Here is a 22668-nt window from a genome sequence, read left to right as displayed (position 1 = left end):
CGTGGAGTATCAGCCGGGCATGGACGCGCATCTCCAGACAAGAGAGCAGATGAAGGTTTCCCTTCGGCGCGCCCTTGTCAATGGCGAGCTGGAAGTCCATTACCAGCCGCTGGTCAACCTCCACACCGGCCACATCACCACCTGTGAGGCGCTCGTGCGATGGACGCATCCACAAAGAGGCCCTGTGTCCCCAGCCGAATTCATTCGATCATCAGAGCGGTCGCCGGAATTGGTCGCGCGCTGGCAATAACAACGACCATCGAAGGCGTGGAGACTGAGACCCAGCTCGAGGCCATCAAGGCAGAAGGCTTCGATGAAGCGAAGGCTACCTGTTCGCACGCCCTCTGCGCGCTGCGGAGATACTCGAGGTGATTGCGAAGCGACCGTGACCCGACGGCGACGCTCGCGATCAGGAAAAACGATCGGCAGCACATCGATCAGCCCATCCTGCAGCTTAATGGAGTGACCAACAGGACAATGCCGTGGTCGAGCAAAATACGGCGATGACGCACCGGCTTTCGAGCTCGCCTTGATCTACGACTGGCGCACGGCACGGGGCGACGTCCGGTCGTGACCGCTGACCAAAGAACTGGAACGACGATTGCTTGTTCAGATGCAGAGCACGGACAGCCTCTCCCATCAGTCCGGCTCTGGCGGCTGTGAGCAACAGCCGTCGAAAGGAGGTCCCCATCTGCACCAGACGATTGTCGTCAGCCGAAGATGCCTATGTCGTATTTGTCGAATGTGCGACAGCAATTGTCGGCTCTTATTTCAGCCCAGTTGGCTATCTCAGGCAGTCTGGCGATACTTTCAACATCGTCGACAGAGTTGGCATCAATTTTGAACCTATTGTCGAAAGGCTGCGGGCAGTGCCGACTGACATTCAGATGGGGGAAGACAGTGATGCCTGACGGCAAAAGCATGGGCATGGGATCACATTTGATCCAAAGGGAAAGGACGCGTGGGGCCTCCTCTCGCTCCGATTCGACACAAAAGTCATCCAGCATTGCGCGGCCGACCTCCGTCCATGCAAAGTATTATGATGCCCGCCTGCCTTGGTACACCATCTATCCCACTGTCCCCGAGTTTTCCCCGGCGGTCGGGGCCAAGGCTTACGAGAAATGGCTGAAGGGCCTGCCACCTGAGGACGCTGTGTCGCTCTATCTCCACGTTCCATTCTGTCGGTCAATGTGCTGGTACTGTGGTTTTCCTACTAGCATCACTCGTCGGGATGCGTCGATCCTCAATTACTTGGCGGTACTACGTGAGGAAATCCGTTTGGTCGCGGAGCAAGCGCCGCAGGCGCTGCCCGTGAGCGACGTGCATTTCGGCGGCGGAACACCGACCATCATGCCACCGGCGGAGTTTCTCGCCCTAATGGAATTCCTGCGCAGCCGCTTCACGTTCAAGAATACGGCCTCGGTCGCAGTCGAGATCGACCCGCGCACGTTTACGACCGAAATGGCCGAAGCCTTAGAAACAGCCGAGGTGAACCGCGCGAGCCTCGGCGTGCAGAGCTTCGATCCAATTGTTCAAAAGGTGATCAACCGAGTCCAGAGCGAGGCGCAGGTGACGGCTGCCGTCGAAAACCTGCGCAAGCACGGTGTAAGCCGTATCAATTTCGACCTCATGTACGGTCTCCCGCATCAAACAGTGCAGTCCTGTGTCCAGAGCGCGACGACAGCACTCGCGATGCGCCCCGACAGGCTTGCGGTGTTCGGCTACGCGCATGTTCCATCTTATAGAAAAAATCAGCGGCTAATCGATGAGACCGCACTCCCGGACGTGGCTGCCCGCGCTGAACAGGCAGCGGCGGTGGCCAATACGCTGGTTGCCGCCGGCTATTGCCCAATTGGGCTCGACCATTTCGCCTTGCCGGACGACGAGTTGGCGCTGGCGCAGAGAGCCGGGCGTCTGCGGCGCAATTCCTTGGGTTACTCGGCCGATACCTGCCAAACCGTGATCGGCTTTGGCGCGTCGGCGATCGGGCGTCTGGGCGGAGGCTATGTCCAGAACGAAGTCGCACAGAGTTCGTATAGCCGACAGATCGCAGCTGGCCACCTGGGGACATCAAGAGGCTACCGTCTCACCAACGACGATCGCGTGCGAGCCGCTATTATCGAGCGGCTAATGTGCGATTTGGAGGCCAACGTGCCGGCAATCTGCGCCGCCTACGGACTTGATCCGACCCCTTTTCTCAATTCAGCGGAGCGCTTGGGGATGCTCGCCGAGAACGGGATAGTGCACATCGAAAAGGGGCTCATTCGCGTGAGGCAGGAGCACCGCTTCTTGATGCGCGTCGTTGCTGCCGCATTTGACGCTTATCTCGACCGCTCACCCTACTAGCACCGTGACCGTTCGATTTGCTCGGTTTCCCGCTGCCGCGGGCACTGGCGGCGATTGGCCCACGTCACAAAGTTTATCAGGCTGACGACTGAAATATCTACACGCCGCGGCACGTTCCCTATGCCGATCTAATCGGACATCTGACTTTTGTCCTGCGCCATGAGGGGTTGGACCTTGCAGACCTTAAAACGCTATTTTGCACCCGTTCCAATAACCGAGATAGTGGCAACACCCCGAAGATCCGGGGCGAGCACGGAGGAATTCTTCAACGAAACGTGATCTTAAAGCTCGCTATTGGTTCAGTTCAGCAGGCGGTCAACGACCAAAATACCGGATGGCGTAACGAGGTCGTTCGCGCCGTTGGTATGGATTCAAACACGTTTCAAATGGCGCGAGGCACCCTCGGCCTTCAAAGCGCCGATTCCAGTGTGCTGTTTCTGAGCGGATTCGGTTTCGCCATAATCGACCACCCGTCTATTTCGATCCATCGGGCAGAGCGGTCGAGTGCTTGCCACCAGATGCTGCATACCATGCTGCCTAGCACCTCGAGCGGTCTTCGCGCTGCGCTCGGTGATCAATATTCCAGCTGGATAGCTTACAGGAACGCCGACACCAGCGCCGGCTGACTCAGGAATTGCGGTTGTCGTCATCTTGGGGCGGGCCGATTGTCGGTTCGGACTCAAAAACGTCGGCAAGCTGACAATGCGCGCGGTCAGACACCACGAAATCAGAGATTTTCAGATTGGTACGCCGCTTGCTTTGTTCACGGCATTCACCGATCGCTTGCGAGCGACGCTGGGAGTTTGGCAACAGTCGAGCAGAGGCGGGAGAGATTAGCCATGCAGCTAACTGATGTAGAGCGGTTCGTCGACGATTTAGGGAAAAACGGTAGTCTGATTGAAACGGTCAAACAACGTGCGACAGGTCTTGCATCGATTGTAGAGATCGGAAAGAGCCTCGACTACAACATCACGCTTGACGAGGTTAGAAGGTACGCTCGACTGGGCGGTCGACAGAAGTTAACTAGTAAGAAGCTCGACGCAATTGCGGGCCGCAAGCATGGACCGACCCTTATACAGACCACCGCGCTGGCTAGTTCCGCTACGGACGTGCTCACGAACCCTGCGCAACTCGCGGAAAAGTTCCCTAGTTTCGCCGCGGTCGTTGTACTTGTTGTAATTGTTGTTGTGGTCACGACCTGACGCAATTTCTACCTCTGACCCCATTCGCTCGGGACGAGCCGCTGCGAAGAGAACATGAAAACAAACCTCGTCGAGGATGAGATCATGTCATCAGGCCTACAAGATGCCGCTTCAAGGGCTCACCCGTACCCTCCGGGCGATCACGTGCGACAGATTCTTGACCGGCACACGCCCGAGCAGCGGCGTACATTGTCACACGTCAAGCGCTTCATGGAGCGGCTAGCTGGTGACATCAAGTTCCGCAGGGCGCTTTTGGAGAACGTCGACGCCCCTCGAGCGGTAACAGAGCGGTACGGCATCGAAGTTGACCCAATGGAGATGCTGCCGCTCTGGCGCGGTGACCACCTCCAATACCGCTTCAAGCCAGAGTCTGCCCCGTGGCCACTGGCTATGATGTGGGACGAGCATATGCGGCAGATGTTGCGCCATCGCGACCTGCTGCGCGATGAAGGGGAAATGTCGATTTTCAACCCTCGCTTTCATGCCTGGCGCGAGCGCCAAATCCGTCGCTGTAACGACGAACTGGGCGGATCGGCGCCGTCGGTCACGCACCCCATCATCGCTTTCGAGCTGAGCGAAGGCTGCACCGTCGGTTGCTGGTTCTGTGGCCTCTCGGCCAATCGTTTCAAAGGCTACTACGACTATAGCAAAGAGCATGCAGAGCTTTGGCGTGGCGTAGTCGGTGTTGCGAGCGAGATGTTCGGTTCGGCAGCCCGCACTGGCTTCTGCTATTGGGCCACAGAACCGATGGACAACCCAGACTACGACCACTTTCTGTTCGACTACTATCAGATCACGGGCGCATTGCCGCAAACAACAACGGCCGCCCCGTTGAAGGATGAGGCACTCACCAGGCGCGTGCTAGGACTCTTCAACCTTTATGGCACGACGATGAACCGTTTCTCCGTGCTGAGCACAGCACATCTAAATCAGATTCACGAGGCGTTTTCGCCTGAAGAGCTTCTAGGAGTTGAACTGATCCAGCACAGCAAGGAGGCGCCGACCGCAAAGGCTTTCACCGGGCGCGCGCGGGAGAGGAGGGAGAAGCTCAGGGTCGCCAACAAAGATGAAGCAATCACCTTGACGGAGCACTCCCACACGACGATCGCCTGTGTTTCGGGCTTCCTCGTGAATATGCAGCAGGGACGCTTACAACTGGTGACACCGGTACCGGGTAGCGAACGCTGGCCTCTCGGGTACCGCATCGTGGGTCAACGTTTCTTCAGGACGCCTGACGAGTTCCGGACCGGGCTGCAAAGCATGATAGATCAGCATATGCTCGAGAGCCCACCCCCCGACCTGCCGATCCGCTTCCGCAGGGACCTGCAATACAAGGCAGGAAACCGGTACTTCCATCTCCGCTCACGCAGCATTGAACACCGGGTGCTCGACGACGTCGCTCCGATCTCCATTGGGCAACTAATCGAGCGCGGTAACTGCACAGCCTCGGAGCTCGTTATGCGGGCCACGACGGACGGAACGAGTGTACTTGCAGTCGCAGACCTGCTCGACCAGTTATACGCGGCGGGAGTAATCGAAGAGGACCTTGATGACCGCTTCGCTTGGCAGACTGGCGACAGGCTGACGCGCCGCATCGAAGGGCGGCCTCACCTAGTCCATCCATTGAATGAATGATGCCCATCCAAACAATCGATTTTGCGGATGATGCGGCGTGTTGCATGAAGAAGCCTTGATCCGAAGGACAGTGGAATGAATGGGAGGCACGGCCCGGGGCGCACTCGCATGCACTCTCTTGATAACGCTACCGAAGACACGACATTGGTGAACACAGGACAGCCCTGGCCGGGCGAAGGTTATACTTGCGAACAACACTGCGGGCGAGGTCTCTCCGCCCCAGCTGTTCCCCGCCGCCGCGCGTACGCCCTCCGTCGGCGCCCCCGACAATCCCACAAGACTTGCCCTCGCAGTCCTCGGCAGGCTCGACGAGGTTCCTGGAGGTCTGCGTTGCCGAGGAGGGTCAGGGGGAGTGTGAGGGCTGGGGCGAAGCGGCGAGAAAAAACAGGGAGTGGGTAGAGACCGGCAATGTCCGCGCAGCGCTGAAGGTGTCATTGCTGCGCCTGAGCAGTCTGTCAGACGGTCTCTCAATCCGGCTTCGGCGGCTCGACGCCGCCAATAACCGGCTGGTCAGCCTTATTCAACACCCTTCCCTCGGACAATCTCTCCAAGGCCGCCCGGGGCTTTGATGACGCAGGGCTTTGAATGCATTGTTGGGGTTTGGCTGCTACTCGTGAACACGACGACCTCGGCCAGGGGATTAAGGCCTCGCGCCGTACCGAGATCAAGCAAAGGCACAGCTCCATTACGCTGGCGTGGATTGGCGTAGTGGCATTTCGTGAATTTCGAGGATTCATATTTGAGAAAGCCGTCTATCCCACTCGCCACGTTCCTTGTCTGCGCAGGATTGCTTCCCTTCGGGATTGCCATGGCGGATCAGCCGGCAGCACCCGCCCTAACCGTCTCAGTGGTGACACCGGCGACACGGGACTGGCCGGAAACCGTTCCTGCAAGCGGTTGGCTGAAGCCCTGGCAGGAGGCGGTCATCGCCTCCGAGATGAGCGGCCTTCGCATAACCGAAGTCCTGGTAGATGTCGGATCGGTTGTGACAAAGGGGCAGACGCTGGTCCGGCTTTCTCGGGAGAGCATTCTGGCGGACCTTCGAAAGCAGGCGGCGGCCGTCGAGACCGCCAAAGCAAATCTTGCAAAGGCCAAGGCGAACGCCGAGCGAGCCCGGCAGCTCCGCGCCTCGGGAGCAGTTTCGGACGAGAAGATCGCCGAGCGTCTAACTGACGAGCAGAAGGCCATAGCTAGCCTCGAATTCGAACAGGCCGCGCTCGACAGCCAAAAGATCAAGCTCGCTCAGACGACGGTCACCGCCGTAGACGACGGGCTGATAACGTCACGCAGCGCGGAGCTCGGTGCAGTCGTCTCGACTGGCACCGAGCTGTTCCGCCTAGTCCGTCAACAGCGCGTCGAGTGGCAGGCCGAAGTTTCGGCGCGCTACCTGCCACGCATTTCGGAAGGACTGAGCGTCGAGATCAACGGCCCGGATGAGCGCCCCATTCAAGGCAAGGTGAGGCTTATCGGACCGTCTGTCAGCACCAATACCGGCCGCGCGACAGTCTATGTAATGCTTCCCACCGGTGTTCATCCGCGTGTCGGTCTTTATTTCACCGGCAGCATCGAATTAAAGACAACTTCGGCCGTCACGGTTCCGGAGACGGCGATCGTGTTCCGCGACGGTCTCAACTATGTCTTCACGGTTGGCGCAGACAAGCGCGCACGGCGGGTCCGGGTGGAGACGGGCCGCCGCAACAACGGCGAAGTCGAGATTGTCTCCGGCACAGATCAGTCCACGAGCATCGTGGCGTCCGGCGGAGCATTTCTGTCGGACAACGACCTCGTGAATATCGCCGAGTAAGGCTGATGAATTTCTCCGCTTGGTCGATCCGCAATCCCATACCAGCGATACTGCTCTTCGCAATGCTCACCATCGGTGGCCTGTTGGCCTTCGAGCGTCTGCCGGTCCAATACTTCCCCGATATGGATCTTCCGAGGATCAGCATCACCGCGACAATCGAGGGCACGACGCCGACGCAGCTCGAGACCGAGGTTGCCCGTATTATCGAGGGCCGGCTCGCTTCGCTGAGCCATCTCGACCACATCGTTACAACGATCGCAGACGGAACCGTCTCAATCAGCGTCACCTTCAAGCTGGAGAAGAACAGCGACGAAGCTTTGAACGAGGTCCGCGATGCCATCGACAGTGCAAAGGCGGATCTGCCGGCGCAGATGCAAACGCCGAGCGTCACTAAAATTACCATGCAGGCCGCGCTGATCACGTATGCGCTCCGCTCGACGCATCTCAATGAGACCGAGCTCTCTTGGTTTATCGATAACGACATGACCAAGGCGCTCCTATCGGTACGGGGAGTGGGCCAGGTCAGCCGTGTAGGTGGGATCGACCGCGAGGTTCATGTCGACCTCGATCCCGCAACAATGGCGCAGCTCGGGGTCACGGCAGCCACGGTGTCTGCACAGCTCAAGTCGGTCCAGGCGGATACGTCGGGCGGCCTCGGAGAAATTGGTAGCACCCGCCAGACAATCCGCACGCTTGGTGCTGTCGCGTCCGTCGAAGAGCTCAGGGGACTGCAAATTCCGCTAACCAACGGCCAGCAGGTGCGTCTTGATGATGTCGCTTCCGTCACTGACAGTTTTGCGGACCGGTCCTCGCTGGCCTATCTAGACGGCCAGCCCGTGATCGCCGTCGCCATCAAGCGCTCAAACGGGTTCTCGGACACCGGCGTTGCCACAGACATCGACAAGGCGATAGGACGGTTCGCCGCCGAACATCCCGACGTTCAGATCGATAAAGTCTACAGCACCGTCGGGGCGATCCTCGAGAGCTATCGTGGTTCGATGCACATGTGGTTCGAGGGCGCGATCCTCGCCGTCGTGGTCATCTGGCTCTTCCTCAGGGATTGGCGCGCGACAGTGCTGTCCGCCGTGGCGCTTCCCTTGTCGGTCATACCAACCTTCCTCGCTATGTACATGGCCGACTTCAGCCTGAATGTGCTCACACTGCTTGCACTGTCGCTCGTGGTAGGCATCCTCGTCGATGATGCCATCGTAGAGGTCGAGAACATTGCCCGCCACCTCAGGATGGGCAAGCGGCCGATCGACGCGGCGCTCGAAGCGGCCGACGAGATTGGCTTGGCGGTTATCGCGACAACGTTCACGCTAGTAGCGGTCTTCCTGCCGACGGCGTTTATGAGCGGCGTACCCGGGCTTCTCTTCCGCCAGTTTGGCATCACCGCAGCCGTCGCCGTCCTTGCTTCCCTCGTGGTCGCACGTCTGCTGACGCCCATGATGGCCGCATATTTCATGAAGGCCCGTCCGACGGAGGAAAAGGATGGCCGCATCATGCGTGTCTACATGGCACTCGTGAGGGCAGCCTTGAACCACAGGAAGACGACGGCGCTCTTGACGACTGTCGCTGTCGCACTTTCGCTTTCCACCATTCCACTCCTGAACTCGGGCTTCCTGCCGGCCGCCGACGACGCACGGACCCAGGTAAGGCTGACCCTGCAGCCCGGCGCTACCATCGAACAGACCGCCGCAGTGGCCAAGAACGCTGCAGACATCGTCGGCAAGCTTCCTGACGTGATGCATGTCTTCTCCTCGGTCGGTTCGGCATCGTCGGGTAGCGGCCCTGAGGTCGGTATTGCTAGGGCCACGCTCGATGTCATGCTGACGCCTATTGACGAACGAAGCCGCAAGCAGGCAGAGATCGAAAAGGACATCCGGTCGGCCCTCTCGTTGCTCCCCGGCGTCCGGATTGGGGTCGGTAGCGGGGGCAACGGCACCCAACTCGTCATCACCCTTGCCAGCGACGCCTCCAATGCCCTTGACGAAGCAAGCAAGGCTCTTGAGGAGCAACTCCGAACGCTCAAAGGTATCGGAGCGGTGACTTCGACCGCCTCCAGGCAGGCGCCCGAGGTTCAGATCACCCCGGATCTTGTACGCGCAGCCGCACTCGGGGTGACGTCAAGCGCCATCGCGGAAACCGTGCGCGTTGCGACACATGGGGACTACTCTTCCGCCCTGCCAAAACTCGATCTGCCTCAGCGGCAAATCCCCATCGTCGTCCGGTTTAACCCCGCGGCACGCACAAATCTCGATGACATCAGGAACATGAGGGTAGCCGGAGCGAACGGGAGCGTCGATCTCGGATCGATTGCCGACATCCGCATCGGCGGCAGTCCTTCCGAGATCAACCGCATCGATCGATTGCGCAACGTCACTCTTGCCGTCGAACTCAACGGCCGCATCCTGGGCGACGTCTACCGCGAGGCAAAGGCGTTACCGGCGCTCCAGCATCTGCCGCCGGGCGTCACTCTTGTTGAGCAAGGTGAACTGCAACTCCGTTCGGAACTGTTCCAGAGCTTCGGACTGGCAATGGCAATCGGCGTGTTCTCAATCTACGCCGTGCTCGTGCTGCTCTTCCATGACTTCCTGCAACCGTTCACCATCCTGATGGCCCTGCCCCTTTCGCTTGGTGGTGCGCTGCTGCCGCTTGTGGTAACCGGGACCAGCTTTTCGTTACCGGTGGTCATCGGGCTGCTGATGCTCATGGGCGTTGTGACGAAGAACTCGATTCTCCTGGTCGAATACGCGATCGTGTCGCGGCGCCAGGGGCTGGGGAGGTTCGATGCTCTCGTCGATGCCTGCCACAAACGTGCGCGGCCCATCGTGATGACCACCGTAGCCATGGCATCGGGAATGCTCCCGGTTGCTCTCAGCCTAACGGGAGTTGATTCAAGTTTCCGGCAGCCGATGGCCATCGTGGTGATCGGCGGCGTAGTAACGTCGACGCTGCTCAGCGTTATCGTGATCCCCATCATCTACACATTCGTCGATGATCTGCTTGAGGCACTTAAACGGCTGGGATGCCGGACCGCGCTACACGGCGAGACCGCCGGGCAGGATACGGATGCGTTAGACGATTGCGAGCCCATCGCCTTCAAACGTAGCCTTGTTGCGATTCGAGTATCCGGCCGGAGATGACTACACCTCAGTGGAAATCCAGGAGGGCATACCTGCCAAGTTGATCGGGCTCAACGAGCAAGTCGACGAGCAGCGCTCGCTTGCTCCGTTCCATCCTCAGAGACGATCGACTTGGCTGCGGCGTGGCATTTTTGCTCAACGCCGCAGCTCGCGCCTGGTCTTGGAAAGGAGCCACGCGAGATTCGGCGAAGAGTTCGTGGACTTGCCGCAAAATTGCGAAATACACGCTGGTGCGCATTGTGATGTGCCGAGTGGGCGGCACGGTGTACGTCCACTTCGTCAACACCGTCCAGTTAGTAGGCTCACTAGTCGTGAGCGGGTCGTTGACCGCCTCTCCTACTTGCCTCTCAAGGAGTCGGCAGGCTCGACGCGGCTGGCGTCCTGTCGCTTCGCCCTTGCGAAGCCCCTGTCTGTCTCCATGAATCGGGTAATCATCGGCACTATGAGCTTCGCCGGATCTTGCGGCGATGCATGCCCACCGGTCCGCGCAAGAATTGCTGCATAGGCCTGCAGATCCCGGAATACCTGCGCCGGCAGCTCGACGGTGATTTTGACGGATTTGTCATCAGGAATGGCGGAGAGCTTCAGTTTGGTCATGTCGGCTCCTTCGCGGCTCCGTAAGGCTGCATGACGAGATCGCGATTGACGAGAATGCGAATCGGGAATCCTGCCCGGACGGTAAGGGTCGGCCGAATGCTGAGCTGCCTGCTGACGATCTGCTGACCGATATTGGAGGCCGCGCCTTGGGCGCTTTCACGAATCGCCTGAGCGATCTCGCTTTCTTCGTCGTCGCTGCCGATCTGCGTGCCCACGCTCAGAAGGGTCGAGAGCGCTGCCGCCTTGAACAGTTGACCCCAGTGATGATCAACCTCATCCTTCAGCCCGGAGAAGCCCTGTGGATCGGTCCCTTGCAGGCGTTCGAGCACGATTGACGTACCATCCGGCATGACGACGCGGTTCCAGACGAGGAGCACGCGCGACTGCCCGAACGCTACCTGGCTGTCATACTGACCGATGAGGCGAGATCCCTGTGGAATGAGGAGATGCGATCCGGTTGGGCTATCATACACGTTTTCCGTCACCTGCGCAGTTATCGAGCCGGGCAAGTCGGAATCGATGCCAGTGATGAGGGCAGCGGCGATCACTGACCCGGCCTGCAAAACATAGGGCGAGGCCTTCTCCTCGAGGCGATCCGGGCTGACCGTCCTCCGGTCGGCTTCGGCACTGACGAAGGCGAGCTTGCGGTCCTGCATGTTCTGGGCCGAGCCGACATCGAGCGGCGGGACCGTGTCTGGTTGGTTTAGCGCGGCATTGGGATCGGCTGTGCTGGTCCGCGTATCGGTAAAGAGCTTGGCGACCCGTGCCGCCTCGATCTCCGCCAAGCGCCGCTGTTCCTCCGGATCGGCGCGCGGCGTCTGAATCGTCGGGATGTTGACCGGTTTGCCTTCCTCGCGCGCTTTGAGGATCGGACGGCCGAGATCACCCGGAAGCGCCGGCCCGAGTTTCGGGATGCCGGTGTAATCCTTCGGCAGGTTTATGAGACCGTCAGCCGGCGGACGATTTTCGGTGTTGTAAAGCTCGGCGGGCGCTTGGCTGCCCCGCGGGCTCGTATCGAGCGCGAAGAACAAGGCCGCGGCGATGACGAGGCCTGAGACAGCCCCGAGACCGATCAGCACCTTGCGTGACAGGCGGGTGACGGGCGGCGGCTCCGGCCGCAGCCGGAACTCCGCCTTGAGGTCGGACGGACCGGTCATCGACTTTTTTCCGAAGAAAAGAGCGCCGGGCGGTTCGCAATTCGGCGACCATCGGTGCGGACAATGCGGACACGGCGCTGACTTTCCTTGTCGCCGAGGCGAAGCTCGGCCGCTGCAAATAGGCGGTCGACGACATAGTAGTTCTGCCGCGCGCGATAGTTCACGAGCTCCGAATTGCCGGATGCACCGATCACGAAGAGAGGCGGCATGTCGCCCTGGGCGATGCCGGAGGGGAATTCGATAAAGACTTTCGAGCCATCATCGAAGGCGCGTAATGGTCGCCACGGGGCGCTGTCGCCTTCGATCCGGTAGCGGAAATTCAGCCGCGAGATGTCGACCCCGCTTGCCACCGCCTGCGTTTCCGCAGCCCTGTTGTTCTGGCGCCGCAGCGCTATCAGCTGGTCGGCCGGATACTGCCAGGAGACCGAGGCCATATAGGTCTTTTCCGTTGACCGCAGTTCGAGATGATAGGTGCGCAGGTTGGTGTTGATGACCAGATTGGTCTGCAGCTCTGCCCGGGTCGGCTTCACCAGGATATGCACCTGCTTTGCGGCGCCCGTACCACTTTCGGTATCACCGATGATCCAACGCACTGTGTCGCCGGCAGCAACGGGACCGGAACCAACGAGTTGCTCGCCCGGCTGGAGCGCGATGTCGGTGACCTGGCCGGGTGCCGCATAGAGCTGATAAAGCGCACCGATGGTGAAGGGATAGACCTGCACGGCGTTGATGAAGCCGTCGCGGACCGGCTGAATGCGTGCCGCCTCATTGGCAGCGGCGATCCGCGCCTTTGGATCGAACGCTTCCGACTTCTTCTTGCCTTCCTCGATCGGCTTCAGCTGGCCGGGCAGAGGAAGAGGCTTCGATAGTTCCACAACCTTCACCGGACCCAAGGGATCTGCGAGTTTCACAGCCGGTGCGGCATCGTCATAGTCAATCTCGGGCGGAATATATTTCCTGGCGCAGCCGGCAAGGACGGTCGCCGCCAGCACAGCCGTGGCCAGGACGATGGCGCGGCTAAACCGGATTTTCTTCGCGGATGTTCTAGTTGCCCCCTTCATTGCGAAAGCTCCTTCGACCAGCTGATTGCGTTGACGTAGACACCGAGCGGATTGGCGCGCAGCCTGTCGGGGTCACGCGGCTGTTCGATCACGACGGTGAGAATGGCGGTCCAGCGCTCGGTTCCGGACAACTGCCCGTTCTCGTAGCGACGCTCGATCCAGGCGACACGAAAGCTGTCGGGGGAAGCGCGAATGACCGAGGAGACATCGACGGCGACCTGCGTCTTGCCGACCTTGGTGAACGGGTCATTGGCGCGGGCATAGTCGTTGAGCGCGAGCGCGCCGCGATCAGTCGTGAACTCGTAGGCGCTGAGCCAGTCCTCGCGGACGATCACGGCATCGGCGGGGATCGAACGGACATTTTCGATGAAGCGGCCAAGATGCCAGGCGATCTGCGGATCAGTCGGTTTGTAGTCGGCAATCGCCGGCGCGCTCGCCTGAGCTTTGCCGAGCTCGTCGATCTGCACCACCCAGGGTACCACCGTCCCGTGGGTCGATTGCCAGATAAACGCGGAGGCAAAGCCGCCGGCCAATAGCAGTAAACCGAATGCCATCAGCCGCCAGTTCCTCGCCTGGACGCGGGCGGATCCGATCCGCTCGTCCCAGGCCTGTGCGGCTTTCTGATAGGGAGTTTCGGGTTGCGGCGTTCGGGCATAGCGAACGGAGGCGCGTTTGAAGAGGTTCATCTGCGGTCATCCTGATTGAGGGAAACGGACATGGAGCCGCCGCCGTGATCGCCGGAGCGCACGCTGTGGGCGGCTGTGCCGACGCCGTGATGAAAGGCGTTCCTGCGTTGCATGCGCTCCGCCCATTTCGGCGGGGAAGAGGATTGCGATGCCCCGCCCGTGGCCGCGCCGGCCATGCCCGACGTACCGGCGCCGACGTCGTTCTCGCCGCCTGTGGCCTTCCAGGCGGCAGACTGCCCTGCCCCATAGCTGGAGCGGAGCGTTTCGCTCGATCGGGTTGCTGCTTCCCTCGCCTTGCTCATGACAGAGCCTACGCCGGCCTTGGCCATGCCGGCCAAACCTGCTGCCACTCGTCCCGAGCTCCCTGCATCCGTCGAAGCGTCGGCGAGGCGATAAGCGGTCCGGGCACCACCGGCGAAAGCCGCCCCTCCCCTGATCGCGCCACCCGTGGCGCTGGCAGCCGCGCCGATAACCGCCCTGGCGCCGACATAGCCGGCGGCACCTAGACCCGCAGCAGCGAGGCCCGTGCCGACGGCGGCTCCCGCGCCGAGCTGCGGGGCGCCAGACACAAGTCCGGTCGCGATGCCTGGGCCGAAGATTGACAGGCCCATCAGGGCGAGAGCCCCGAGCACGAGCGACAGCGCCTCGGAGATGGTCGGCTGATCGGAGAAGCCGGCTGTGAACTCGCTGAAGAGGCCAGAACCAATGCCGACGATGACGGCGAGGACGAGGATCTTCACACCGGAGGCGACAATGTTTCCGAGCACCTTCTCGGCAAGGAAGGCCGTCTTGTTGAAGAGGGCGAACGGGATCAACACGAAGCCGGCGAGTGTCGTCAGCTTGAACTCGATCAGCGTCACGAAGATCTGGATTGCCAGAATGAAGAAGGCGACCAGCACGATGACCCAGGCGGTCATCAACACGAAGATCTGCACGAAGTTCTCGAAGAAGCTGACATAGCCCATCAGGTCGCCGGCGGCCTGAAGAATCGGATTGCCGGCATCGATTCCGACCTGCGCCACACGCCCGGGCTGCAGGAGCTCGGTGGTGGATAGCGATGAGCCCGCCGCCTTGAGACCAAGGCCGGAGAAGCTCTCGAAAACAATCCGAGCAAGATTGTTGAAGTTGCCGACGACGAAGGCGAAGAAGCCGATGTAGAGGGTCTTTCGGACGAGGCGCTGGATGACGTCCTCATCCGCGCCCCAGGCCCAGAAGAGACCGGCAATCACGATATCGATCGCGATCAACGTCGATGAGAGAAACGACACTTCGCTGCCGAGCAGTCCGAACCCGGAATCGATGTAGGAGGTGAAGGTCTCCAGAAAGCGATCGATGATGCCGGTATTGTTCATCGCGTCGCCCCGCCGGCGCCGGATGCCGGCGCGTCGGGCCGATCGGACTCCGGGCGCGTTAGGAACCGCCGGCGGCTCTTGATCCAGGCCTCCAGGCAGGTCTTGTCGTTCAGAGCTTCCGCACCCAGATCACGGCAGCGGAGCAGCTCCGTTCGCGCTGGGTCGCCGCCCGGATCAAGCGAACGGAATACGGGCGTCTCCTCCGGTCTCTGGCGCTGACTGAATGCCATGAATGTCGCGGTCAGTCCTGCTCCAATGGCAAGCACAGCGGTGATCCGGGCGGCGATCTTGGGGTCCATGGGGTCCGGTGCTCCTACTGGTGAAACATGCGGACGCTGGACGGGCTGTAGGCCGTGCCGGTCATAAAGCGACTGAACTGCTCGCGCGCCTGTTCCTGAGCGGCGGCGGCCCTCGCGTTCTCGAGCGCTTCGGCCCGTCCCTGCGCGGCGAGCATGGCGGTCAGATCGGACATCTGCTTTGCCTGGACCGCAAGCAGTTGGTTGCCGGCCTGGGCGGCCTGCAGCACGCCGACGGCCGACTGGCTGGCGCTGACGAGCGTGGAGGTCTGGACTTGTGTGCTGGAGATGCCGTCGACCGCGACCGCCCCGGTTTTCAGCGAGTCCTCGAAGGCTGAGACCGACTGCTGCCAGCGCTCGCGCGCCGCCGTCACAAGCTGGTCGTTGGACTTGCCGGCAGCAAACGTCTCGTAGGTGCCGCTGAACTGCTGGTCGATGGTCTGGACGTTATAGGCGAGCTGCTGAGCCTGATCGAGCAGACTCTTCATCTCGGAGAAGTTTCCCTCAATCTGAGAAAGCATCGACGTCGGAAGGCTGGTGAGATTGCGGGCCTGATTGATCAGCATCTGCGCTTCGTTCTGAAGCGAGGTGATCTGGTTATTGATCTGCTCCAGGGCGCGAGCCGCGGAAAGCAGGTTTTCCGTGTAGTTCTTCGGATCGAAGACGATCAGCGCATGGGTTGGCGTCGGCAGGAGGGTGACAGCGGTGATCGGCATCAGTGTGGTGGCGCTGAGCGCAAGCGTCAATGCACGGCCGGCGTGGCCGGATCGAAAGACGGAACGGGTCATCGAATGATGTCCTCTTCAAGTGATCGAGGGATGGAAAGCTGTTCACCGCGCTCGATTTCGGCGGGTCCAGCGATGTTGGTAAGGACCGGAACAAGATCGGCGGCCCAGTGGAGGCCGCGGGCGGAAACCCAGGCCTCCAGGAAGCGGTGCCGCTTCCCGTCGTCGACCAGTTGGTTGATGGCTGCATGAGCGGCCCTGTCGGAGGCAGCGCATAGCGCGAGCGCTACCTCGCCGAGGCCGAGCTCAAAGAGCCGGTTGCCACGCCGGGACTGGCAATAATAGTCGCGCTTCGGCGTGGCGCGGGCGACGATCTCAATCTGCCGGTCGTTCAAACCGAACTGCCGATAGACGCTCGCGATTTGCGGCTCGATGGCGCGCTCATTGGCGAGAAAGATGCGGGTCGGGCAGCTTTCGACGAGCTCCGGTGCAATCGGAGAGGCTTCGATGTCGGCGAGTGACTGCGAGGAGAAGACGACGCTGACGTTCTTCTTGCGAAGCGTCTTCAGCCATTCCTTGATCTTCTGGGCAAAGCCGCCGTCATCAAGCGCGCGCCACCCCTCATCGATGATGAGCAGAGACGGACGGCCATCGAAGCGCGCTTCAATGCGGTGGAAGAGATAGGAGAGTACCGCAGACGCCGCTCCGGTTCCGATCAACCCTTCCGTTTCGAAGGCCTGGATGGAGGCATCTCCGAGCCATTCCATCTCTGCGTCGAGTAAACTGCCATAAGGCCCGCCGACGCAGTAAGGACGAAGCGCCTGCTTCAACGCGGTCGACTGCAGCAGGACACTCAGACCGGTAATGGTACGTTCCGCCACAGGTGCGGAAGCGAGCGAGGTCAGCGCCGTCCAGAGATGCTCCTTGACCTCCGGCGTGATCTTCACGCCCTCGCGCGTGAGAATGTCCACGAGCCAGTCGGCCGCCCAGGCGCGTTCCGTCATATCGTGGATGCCGGTCAGCGGCTGCAACGCCACCATGCTCAGGAACGATGTGGGGTCGGAGATCGAGCCGCCGAGATCCTGCCAGTCGCCTCCCATCGCGAGGGTCGCGGCGCGGATCGAACCACCGAAGTCAAAGGCGAAGACCTGGGACCGCGCATAGCGGCGGAACTGCAGCGCCATCAGCGCCAGCAGCACCGACTTTCCGGCGCCGGTCGGGCCGACAACCATTGTGTGGCCCACATCGCCTACATGCAGCGAGAAGCGGAACGGGGTTGCGCCTTCTGTCTTGGCATAGAAGAGTGGCGGCGCATTCAGGTGCTCGTCCCGCTCTGGCCCCGCCCAGACTGCCGAGAGCGGAATCATATGGGCGAGATTCAACGTCGAGATCGGCGGCTGCCGGACATTGGCATAGACATGGCCGGGAAGAGTGCCGAGCCAGGCCTCGATCGCATTGACGGTTTCTGCGATGCAGGTGAAGTCGTGCGACTGGATGACCTTTTCGACTAGCCGCAGTTTTTCCTCGGCGATACGCGGATCTGCGTCCCAGACGGTAATGGTTGCGGTCACATAGGCTTTACCAATCTGGTCGGAGCCGAGATCCTGGAGTGCTGCATCGGCTTCGGTCGCTTTGCTTGCGGCGTCGGAATCCACCAGCACCGATTGTTCGTTGGTCAGCACTTCCTTGAGGATCGCCGCGATCGATTTGCGCTTGGCAAACCACTGCCGTCGGATCTTCTTCACCAGCCGCGTCGCATCGGTCTTGTCGAGCATGATCGCGCGGGTCGACCAGCGGTAGGAGAAGGCGAGCCGGTTGAGATCATCGAGGATGCCCGGAGACGTGACGGTCGGAAAGCCGATCACCGTCAGCGTGCGCAAATGAAAGTCGCCGAGCCGCGGCTCGAGGCCACCGGCAAGCGGCTGGTCCGCTAGAAGCGCATCGAGATACATCGGGAATTCAGGAACACGGACGCGATGGCGCGCTACGGAAACGGTCGAATGCAGATAGGTGAGTGTCTCAGCATCATCAAGCCAGCCCGCTTCCGGAACAAAGCCTTCAAAAAGATGCAGCGCCCGGTCGGTCCGGTCGATGAAGCTCTTCAACAGCTCCCATGGATTGACATCCGAGTCCTCGCGCCCTTCATAGAGCCAGCCCTCCATGCGGGAGGCCTCTTCGGCCGGCGGCAGCCACACGAAGGTCAGGAAATAGCTGCTCTCGAATAAGAGACCGCTCTCCTCGAACTGCTCGCGACGTTCGACCTCCACGAGGGCGGAAGCCGCATCGGCAAACAAGCTTTCGGGATAATCATTGGCGGGATTGCGCTGCGCTTCGACGAAAACGGCCCAGCCGGATCCGAGACGCCTCAGCGCATTGTTGAGGCGTTGGGCGGCTGCGACCAGTTCGGCCGGTGTGGCGCTGTCGAGGTCGGGCCCGCGGAACCGCGCCGTCCTTTGAAACGAACCGTCCTTATTGAGGACGACCCCGGCTGCGACAAGTGCCGCCCATGGCAGGAAGTCAGCAAGGCCCGCATTCGTCTTACGGTATTCGGCAAGGTTCAACATGACTGAGCCTCACACGCTCATATGCGCCGGGTAGCGCAGGTGCCGGCGGCCGACATCGACGAATTGGGCATCACGCCTTGCGGCCCACACCGCCGCGAAGTGGCCGATCGCCCAGATCAGTAACCCCACGATCCAGAGGCGAAGGCCGAGCCCGACAGCGCCGGCGAGCGTGCCGTTGACGATGGCCACTGCACGCGGGGCGCCGCCGAGCAGGATCTGCTCGGTTAGTGCCCGACGGACGGGTGCATAGAAGCCGCGAATCTCCTCGTGTTCCGAGCCGAACGCCGTCATCAGACCAGCGCTCCGCCGCCGAAGGAGAAGAAGGACAGGAAAAAGCTCGAGGCGGCAAAGGCGATCGACAGGCCGAACACGATCTGGATCAGGCGCCGGAACCCGCCCGACGTGTCGCCGAAGGCAAGCGCCAACCCGGTGGCGATGATGATGATCACGGCAACGATCTTGGCGACCGGACCCTCGATGCTTTCGAGTATCTGCTGTAGCGGTTCCTCCCACGGCATCGAAGAACCGGAGGCATGGGCGGGGAACACCGTCATCAACGACATCGAGATCAGCGTCGTCGCCGCAACGACACGACGGCGGGATTGGGGAAGAGCGGACATTCCAGGCAAGCTCATGGTTCTTCTCCTTTCAGGAGCGGTTGGCGGTCGGGAGCAAGTCGTGCGTTGATCGTGCGATAGTCGGCCGTCACCGGATCGAGCCCGTCGACCATGGCGATCTCGGCGAGCCGCCGGTCCGTACCTCGGCCGGAGAGCACCGCAATGAGATCGATGGTGTCGGCAATCAGGATCCGCGGGACGGTGACGACGGCTTCCTGAATGAGCTGTTCGACCCGCCGAAGAGCGCCGACGGCGGAATTGGCATGGATGGTGCCGATGCCGCCCGGATGACCGGTGCCCCAGGCCTTGAGAAGATCGAGCGCTTCGGCGCCGCGCACCTCCCCGATCGGGATGCGATCGGGCCTCAACCGCAGCGACGACTTGACGAGATCGGAAAGAGAGGCCACGCCGTCCTTGGTGCGCAGCGCCACGAGATTGGCCGAGGCGCATTGCAGTTCACGCGTATCCTCGATCAGCACCACGCGATCGGATGTCTTGGCGACCTCGGCCAAAAGCGCATTGGTGAGCGTCGTTTTGCCGGTGGAGGTGCCGCCCGCTACTATGATGTTCTTCCGCTTTTCGACCGCAAGCCGCAGCACATCGGCTTGGGGCTCGCTCATGATCCCGGCAGCGACGTAGTCCGAGAGCGTGAAGACGGCCACCGCCGGCTTGCGGATCGCGAAAGTTGCCGCGGCGACAACGGGGGGAAGCAGGCCTTCAAAGCGTTCGCCGGTTTCCGGAAGCTCGGCCGAGACGCGGGGACTGCCGGGATGGACTTCGGCGCCAACGTGATGGGCGACAAGACGGACGATGCGCTCGCCATCCGCCGCGAGCAATGTTTCACCGGTATCGGCGAGCCCATCCCTCAGCCGGTCTATCCAGAGCCGTCCGTCCGGATTGAGCATCACCTCGACGACCGCGGGATCTTCGAGATGGCGCGCGATGACAGGCCCAAGCGCCGTGCGCAACATGCGCGCGCCGCGTGAGATCGCCTCCTGGTTCTGATGGTGATGTCCCGGCATCTGGCCCCGCTTCCGGCAATCCGGCCAAGCGGCGGATCGCAACGGGGACAATCAAGAAAGGCAGAAATTCGCGATCAGCAACAAGATAATCGCCGGGTTCGCAGAGGATCGTAGGGAAGCGAAAAAATACTTGGCAGTCGCGGTTCGGCTCCGGCCGTCCTCAACGGGTCGATCAGCCTTTAGCGGAAATCAATCCGCGAGACGCAAGCTGCTTATGAAGTTCTTGAGGACGGGATTGGAAGTGTCCGGCCGCCAGCAGGCGATATAGCCAAGCCGAATGCCGCCATTGCCGTCGTGGACGGGGCGAAAGACAACGCCCTGAGCGGCAAAGCCCGACGCCATTTCGCACAGCAGGCCGATGCCCTGCCCGCTACCGACTTCGCTCAGGATGCTTTCGCGGCTCAACTGGCGCATGACGAGCTCCGGGTGATTTGAGGGTGCCGCCAGGTGACGCAGGAGAATGTTGCGAATGTCCGGGCCTGGATCATCCTGGCTGACCAGGAACCGCTCACCTTTCAACTCCGGCCAGTAGATTGTTGTCTTCTCGGCAAGCGAATGATCCTCCGGCAGCGCGACAACCAATTGGCCGGACCACAGCGGCATCGAGTCGAGGAGTTCGGTCTTGCCCGTATCGCCGAGAACGATGGCGAGATCGATCGCACCGGACATAACGCCGGCCTTCAGTTCGATGTAGGAGCCTTCCATCAACTCGACCTCGACGCCGGGGAATTTCTGGCGAAAGGCCTTCAATGCGACGCGGAAGCACCCCGAGCAAAACGACTTGTAAAAACCGACCACGACGCGGCCGGTCTTTCCGGCGCCACTTGCCTTTGCCCGTTCCGCAAGGCGCTGAAAAGCTTCGACGATGCGCCTGGCACCGACGACGAATTCCTCTCCGGTGGGTGTCAGCCGCGCACCGGCCGTCGAGCGATCGAACAGGAATACGCCGAGTTCGTCCTCCAGCTCCCGGATGCGTTTGCTGATGATCGGCTGGCGCACATTCAGTTCATGGCCCGCCGCACTGAAGCTCCCATTGCGGGCCGCTGCGACAACATATCGGAGATGACGAAGGTCCATCAATTTTCCTCACAACAAGTTCCATGGCATCAAAGCGTCGGTATAACGGGCAAAGCCGGGACGCCGGTAGCAACCGGGTAATACGTGCCAATCCGCCCGATTTGATCCGGTCGGGCGAACCCCCAGTGGCTCTTCGACGTTCTGAACGAAACCGGTTGGTCAAGATCTGTTGACGCGAAGACCATAGCCGGAGAAGTGCTGGATTACGTCGGGCATAGCGATCTCGGTGAGAGTGTTCGGGATCGCTGCAAGCCACCAGTTGGGTGGAAGTCCCGTCGGCCGACCGATATATATCTCCTCACACGGACTGCGCCCCGGCGCGCCCGCCGACGACTGGTTCGCTATCTTCTATGGCGCCGCCCCAGCGCGTCGTCGACTCCGCCACCGCCGAGGATTTCTTCCCGGCTCTCGCCTCGATCTTGGGCGTTCCCGCGGACAAGAACGCTGATGAACTCGCGAGCTCGCGAATCCTATGAGTAACCCTGCTGGAAATCAGATGTTCGATTACGGAATGTTCAAGGTCTCCTCGAAGGAGGAGGTGTTCGAGAAGTCGGAGTGCTACTGGAATCCTGGAAAGACCCGCTTCTGGCGCGACGTGGGCATCGACTGGGGGCGGAGGCGATCGACGTCGCGATAAAGTCGGCGCGGTATGCCACCGGGCGCAAGATCGTCTCGATCGTCAAGGGCTATCACGGCCATACCGGCCTTTCGGTAGCAACCGGCGACGCGCGGTTTTCGAAGATATTTCTTTCGGATCGACCGGATGAATTTCTGCAGGTGCCGTTCAACGATCTCGAGGCGATGCAGCAGGCTCTCTCTTTGCGAGATGTGGCTGCGGTCATCATCGAAACGATACCTGCTACCTACGGCTTTCCGATGCCTGACCACGGCTACAACCGCGCCGTCAAGGAACTCTGCGAGCGCTACGGAGCGCTCTACATAGCGGACGAAGTGCAGACAGGGTTCTGCGTACCGTCAAACGTGGGGATGGCAGACATTTGGGGTTCAGCCCGACATCTTCATCAGCGCCAAGGGCATCGGCGGCGGTGTTTACCCGTTCGCGGTAACGATGTTGACCAAACGCTCAGGCGCATGGATGGAGGAAGACGGCGCCGCGCACATCTCGACGTCCGGTGGCGCGGACGTCGGCTGCTTCGTTGCGTTAAAGGTGCTTGAAACCCTCGTCCGACCCGCGGTCGTGGCGAACGTGGAGTTCCTCACACGATATTTCGCCGACGCGTTTGCCGAGATAATCTGGAACAACGGCGACGTGCTTGCCGGCATAAGGCAGAAGGGCGTGATTATTGGTCTGGAGTTTCGCCATCCTCAGGGCGTCAGTCACGCGTCGCGGGCGCTTTACTAACATGGCGTCTGGGCGATT

The 22668-nt window shown here is 61.0% G+C and carries 20 protein-coding genes and 2 pseudogenes; 10 read left to right on the top strand and 12 right to left on the bottom strand.

What is annotated here, in order from left to right:
* Window positions 1–19 precede the first annotated feature (19 nt).
* From QN224_RS31445 to QN224_RS31415, 7 genes are all read left to right on the top strand, one after another.
* Window positions 20–250: an EAL domain-containing protein gene (locus QN224_RS31445; RefSeq protein WP_336621138.1), complete on the top strand. Its 231-nt coding sequence runs from the start codon at window positions 20–22 to the stop codon at window positions 248–250.
* 653 nt (window positions 251–903) lie between these two features.
* Window positions 904–2346, top strand: a complete 1443-nt coding sequence (gene hemN, locus QN224_RS31440) for an oxygen-independent coproporphyrinogen III oxidase (protein ID WP_283979854.1) — start codon at window positions 904–906, stop codon at window positions 2344–2346.
* A 167-nt stretch (window positions 2347–2513) separates the two neighbouring features.
* Window positions 2514–2972 (top strand): hypothetical protein, encoded by a 459-nt coding sequence (locus QN224_RS31435; RefSeq protein WP_283979853.1) that lies wholly within the window; start codon window positions 2514–2516, stop codon window positions 2970–2972.
* 213 nt (window positions 2973–3185) lie between these two features.
* Window positions 3186–3548, top strand: coding sequence for a hypothetical protein (locus tag QN224_RS31430; protein ID WP_283979852.1), 363 nt, complete (start codon window positions 3186–3188; stop codon window positions 3546–3548).
* Window positions 3549–3758: 210 nt separating this feature from the next.
* Window positions 3759–5183, top strand: coding sequence for a radical SAM family RiPP maturation amino acid epimerase (locus QN224_RS31425; protein WP_283979857.1), 1425 nt, complete (start codon window positions 3759–3761; stop codon window positions 5181–5183).
* 739 nt (window positions 5184–5922) lie between these two features.
* Complete coding sequence (locus QN224_RS31420; protein WP_283979851.1) at window positions 5923–6987, top strand: efflux RND transporter periplasmic adaptor subunit; 1065 nt, start codon at window positions 5923–5925, stop codon at window positions 6985–6987.
* A 5-nt stretch (window positions 6988–6992) separates the two neighbouring features.
* Complete coding sequence (locus QN224_RS31415; protein ID WP_283979850.1) at window positions 6993–10133, top strand: efflux RND transporter permease subunit; 3141 nt, start codon at window positions 6993–6995, stop codon at window positions 10131–10133.
* Window positions 10134–10469: 336 nt separating this feature from the next.
* Here QN224_RS31415 and QN224_RS31410 read toward each other — a convergent pair whose 3' ends face one another.
* The 12 genes from QN224_RS31410 to QN224_RS31355 form a co-directional block, all read right to left on the bottom strand.
* Window positions 10470–10730: a DUF2274 domain-containing protein gene (locus QN224_RS31410; RefSeq protein WP_283979849.1), complete on the bottom strand. Its 261-nt coding sequence runs from the start codon at window positions 10728–10730 to the stop codon at window positions 10470–10472.
* Window positions 10727–11887, bottom strand: coding sequence for a TrbI/VirB10 family protein (locus QN224_RS31405; RefSeq protein ID WP_283979848.1), 1161 nt, complete (start codon window positions 11885–11887; stop codon window positions 10727–10729). The genes QN224_RS31410 and QN224_RS31405 overlap by 4 nt, the downstream gene beginning before the upstream one ends.
* Entirely contained in the window at window positions 11884–12948 is a 1065-nt protein-coding gene (gene trbG, locus QN224_RS31400; RefSeq protein WP_283979847.1) for a P-type conjugative transfer protein TrbG, read from the bottom strand. The genes QN224_RS31405 and trbG overlap by 4 nt, the downstream gene beginning before the upstream one ends.
* A complete protein-coding gene (gene trbF, locus QN224_RS31395) occupies window positions 12945–13634 on the bottom strand; it encodes a conjugal transfer protein TrbF (RefSeq protein ID WP_283979846.1) in 690 nt (229 codons plus the stop codon). The genes trbG and trbF overlap by 4 nt, the downstream gene beginning before the upstream one ends.
* Window positions 13631–14986 (bottom strand): P-type conjugative transfer protein TrbL, encoded by a 1356-nt coding sequence (trbL, locus tag QN224_RS31390; protein WP_283979845.1) that lies wholly within the window; start codon window positions 14984–14986, stop codon window positions 13631–13633. Before trbL ends, trbF begins: the two co-directional genes overlap by 4 nt.
* Window positions 14983–15285: a putative entry exclusion protein TrbK-alt gene (trbK-alt, locus tag QN224_RS31385; RefSeq protein WP_283979844.1), complete on the bottom strand. Its 303-nt coding sequence runs from the start codon at window positions 15283–15285 to the stop codon at window positions 14983–14985. Before trbK-alt ends, trbL begins: the two co-directional genes overlap by 4 nt.
* A gap of 14 nt (window positions 15286–15299) precedes the next feature.
* Entirely contained in the window at window positions 15300–16070 is a 771-nt protein-coding gene (trbJ, locus tag QN224_RS31380) for a P-type conjugative transfer protein TrbJ (protein WP_283979843.1), read from the bottom strand.
* The gene (trbE, locus tag QN224_RS31375) at window positions 16067–18571 is read right to left on the bottom strand and encodes a conjugal transfer protein TrbE (protein WP_283979842.1); all 2505 of its coding nucleotides are present in this window, start codon (window positions 18569–18571) and stop codon (window positions 16067–16069) included. The genes trbJ and trbE overlap by 4 nt, the downstream gene beginning before the upstream one ends.
* 9 nt (window positions 18572–18580) lie before the next feature.
* A complete protein-coding gene (locus tag QN224_RS31370; RefSeq protein ID WP_283979841.1) occupies window positions 18581–18862 on the bottom strand; it encodes a VirB3 family type IV secretion system protein in 282 nt (93 codons plus the stop codon).
* A complete protein-coding gene (locus QN224_RS31365) occupies window positions 18862–19191 on the bottom strand; it encodes a TrbC/VirB2 family protein (RefSeq protein WP_283979856.1) in 330 nt (109 codons plus the stop codon). Before QN224_RS31365 ends, QN224_RS31370 begins: the two co-directional genes overlap by 1 nt.
* An 11-nt stretch (window positions 19192–19202) precedes the next feature.
* Window positions 19203–20210 carry a P-type conjugative transfer ATPase TrbB gene (trbB, locus tag QN224_RS31360; protein ID WP_283979840.1) on the bottom strand — a complete coding sequence of 336 codons (1008 nt, stop codon included), beginning with the start codon at window positions 20208–20210 and terminating at the stop codon, window positions 19203–19205.
* 189 nt (window positions 20211–20399) lie between these two features.
* Window positions 20400–21287: a LysR family transcriptional regulator gene (locus QN224_RS31355; protein ID WP_283979839.1), complete on the bottom strand. Its 888-nt coding sequence runs from the start codon at window positions 21285–21287 to the stop codon at window positions 20400–20402.
* 496 nt (window positions 21288–21783) lie between these two features.
* Between QN224_RS31355 and QN224_RS31350 the strand changes: the two genes are divergently transcribed.
* The 3 genes and pseudogenes from QN224_RS31350 to QN224_RS31340 form a co-directional block, all read left to right on the top strand.
* Window positions 21784–21924 carry a hypothetical protein gene (locus tag QN224_RS31350; protein ID WP_283979859.1) on the top strand — a complete coding sequence of 47 codons (141 nt, stop codon included), beginning with the start codon at window positions 21784–21786 and terminating at the stop codon, window positions 21922–21924.
* A pseudogene (locus tag QN224_RS31345) lies at window positions 21873–22196 on the top strand (aminotransferase class III-fold pyridoxal phosphate-dependent enzyme); the annotation flags it as partial. The gene QN224_RS31350 and the pseudogene QN224_RS31345, both read left to right, overlap by 52 nt.
* Window positions 22197–22278: 82 nt before the next feature.
* A pseudogene (locus QN224_RS31340) lies at window positions 22279–22650 on the top strand (aminotransferase class III-fold pyridoxal phosphate-dependent enzyme); the annotation flags it as partial.
* Window positions 22651–22668: the final 18 nt, after the last annotated feature.

It is taken from the genome of Sinorhizobium sp. 7-81 (assembly GCF_030124405.1).
Classification (GTDB): Bacteria; Pseudomonadota; Alphaproteobacteria; order Rhizobiales; family Rhizobiaceae; genus Sinorhizobium; species Sinorhizobium psoraleae.
The sequence above is the reverse complement of the archived record's forward strand: the minus strand, read 5'-3'. Positions and strand labels throughout refer to the sequence as shown.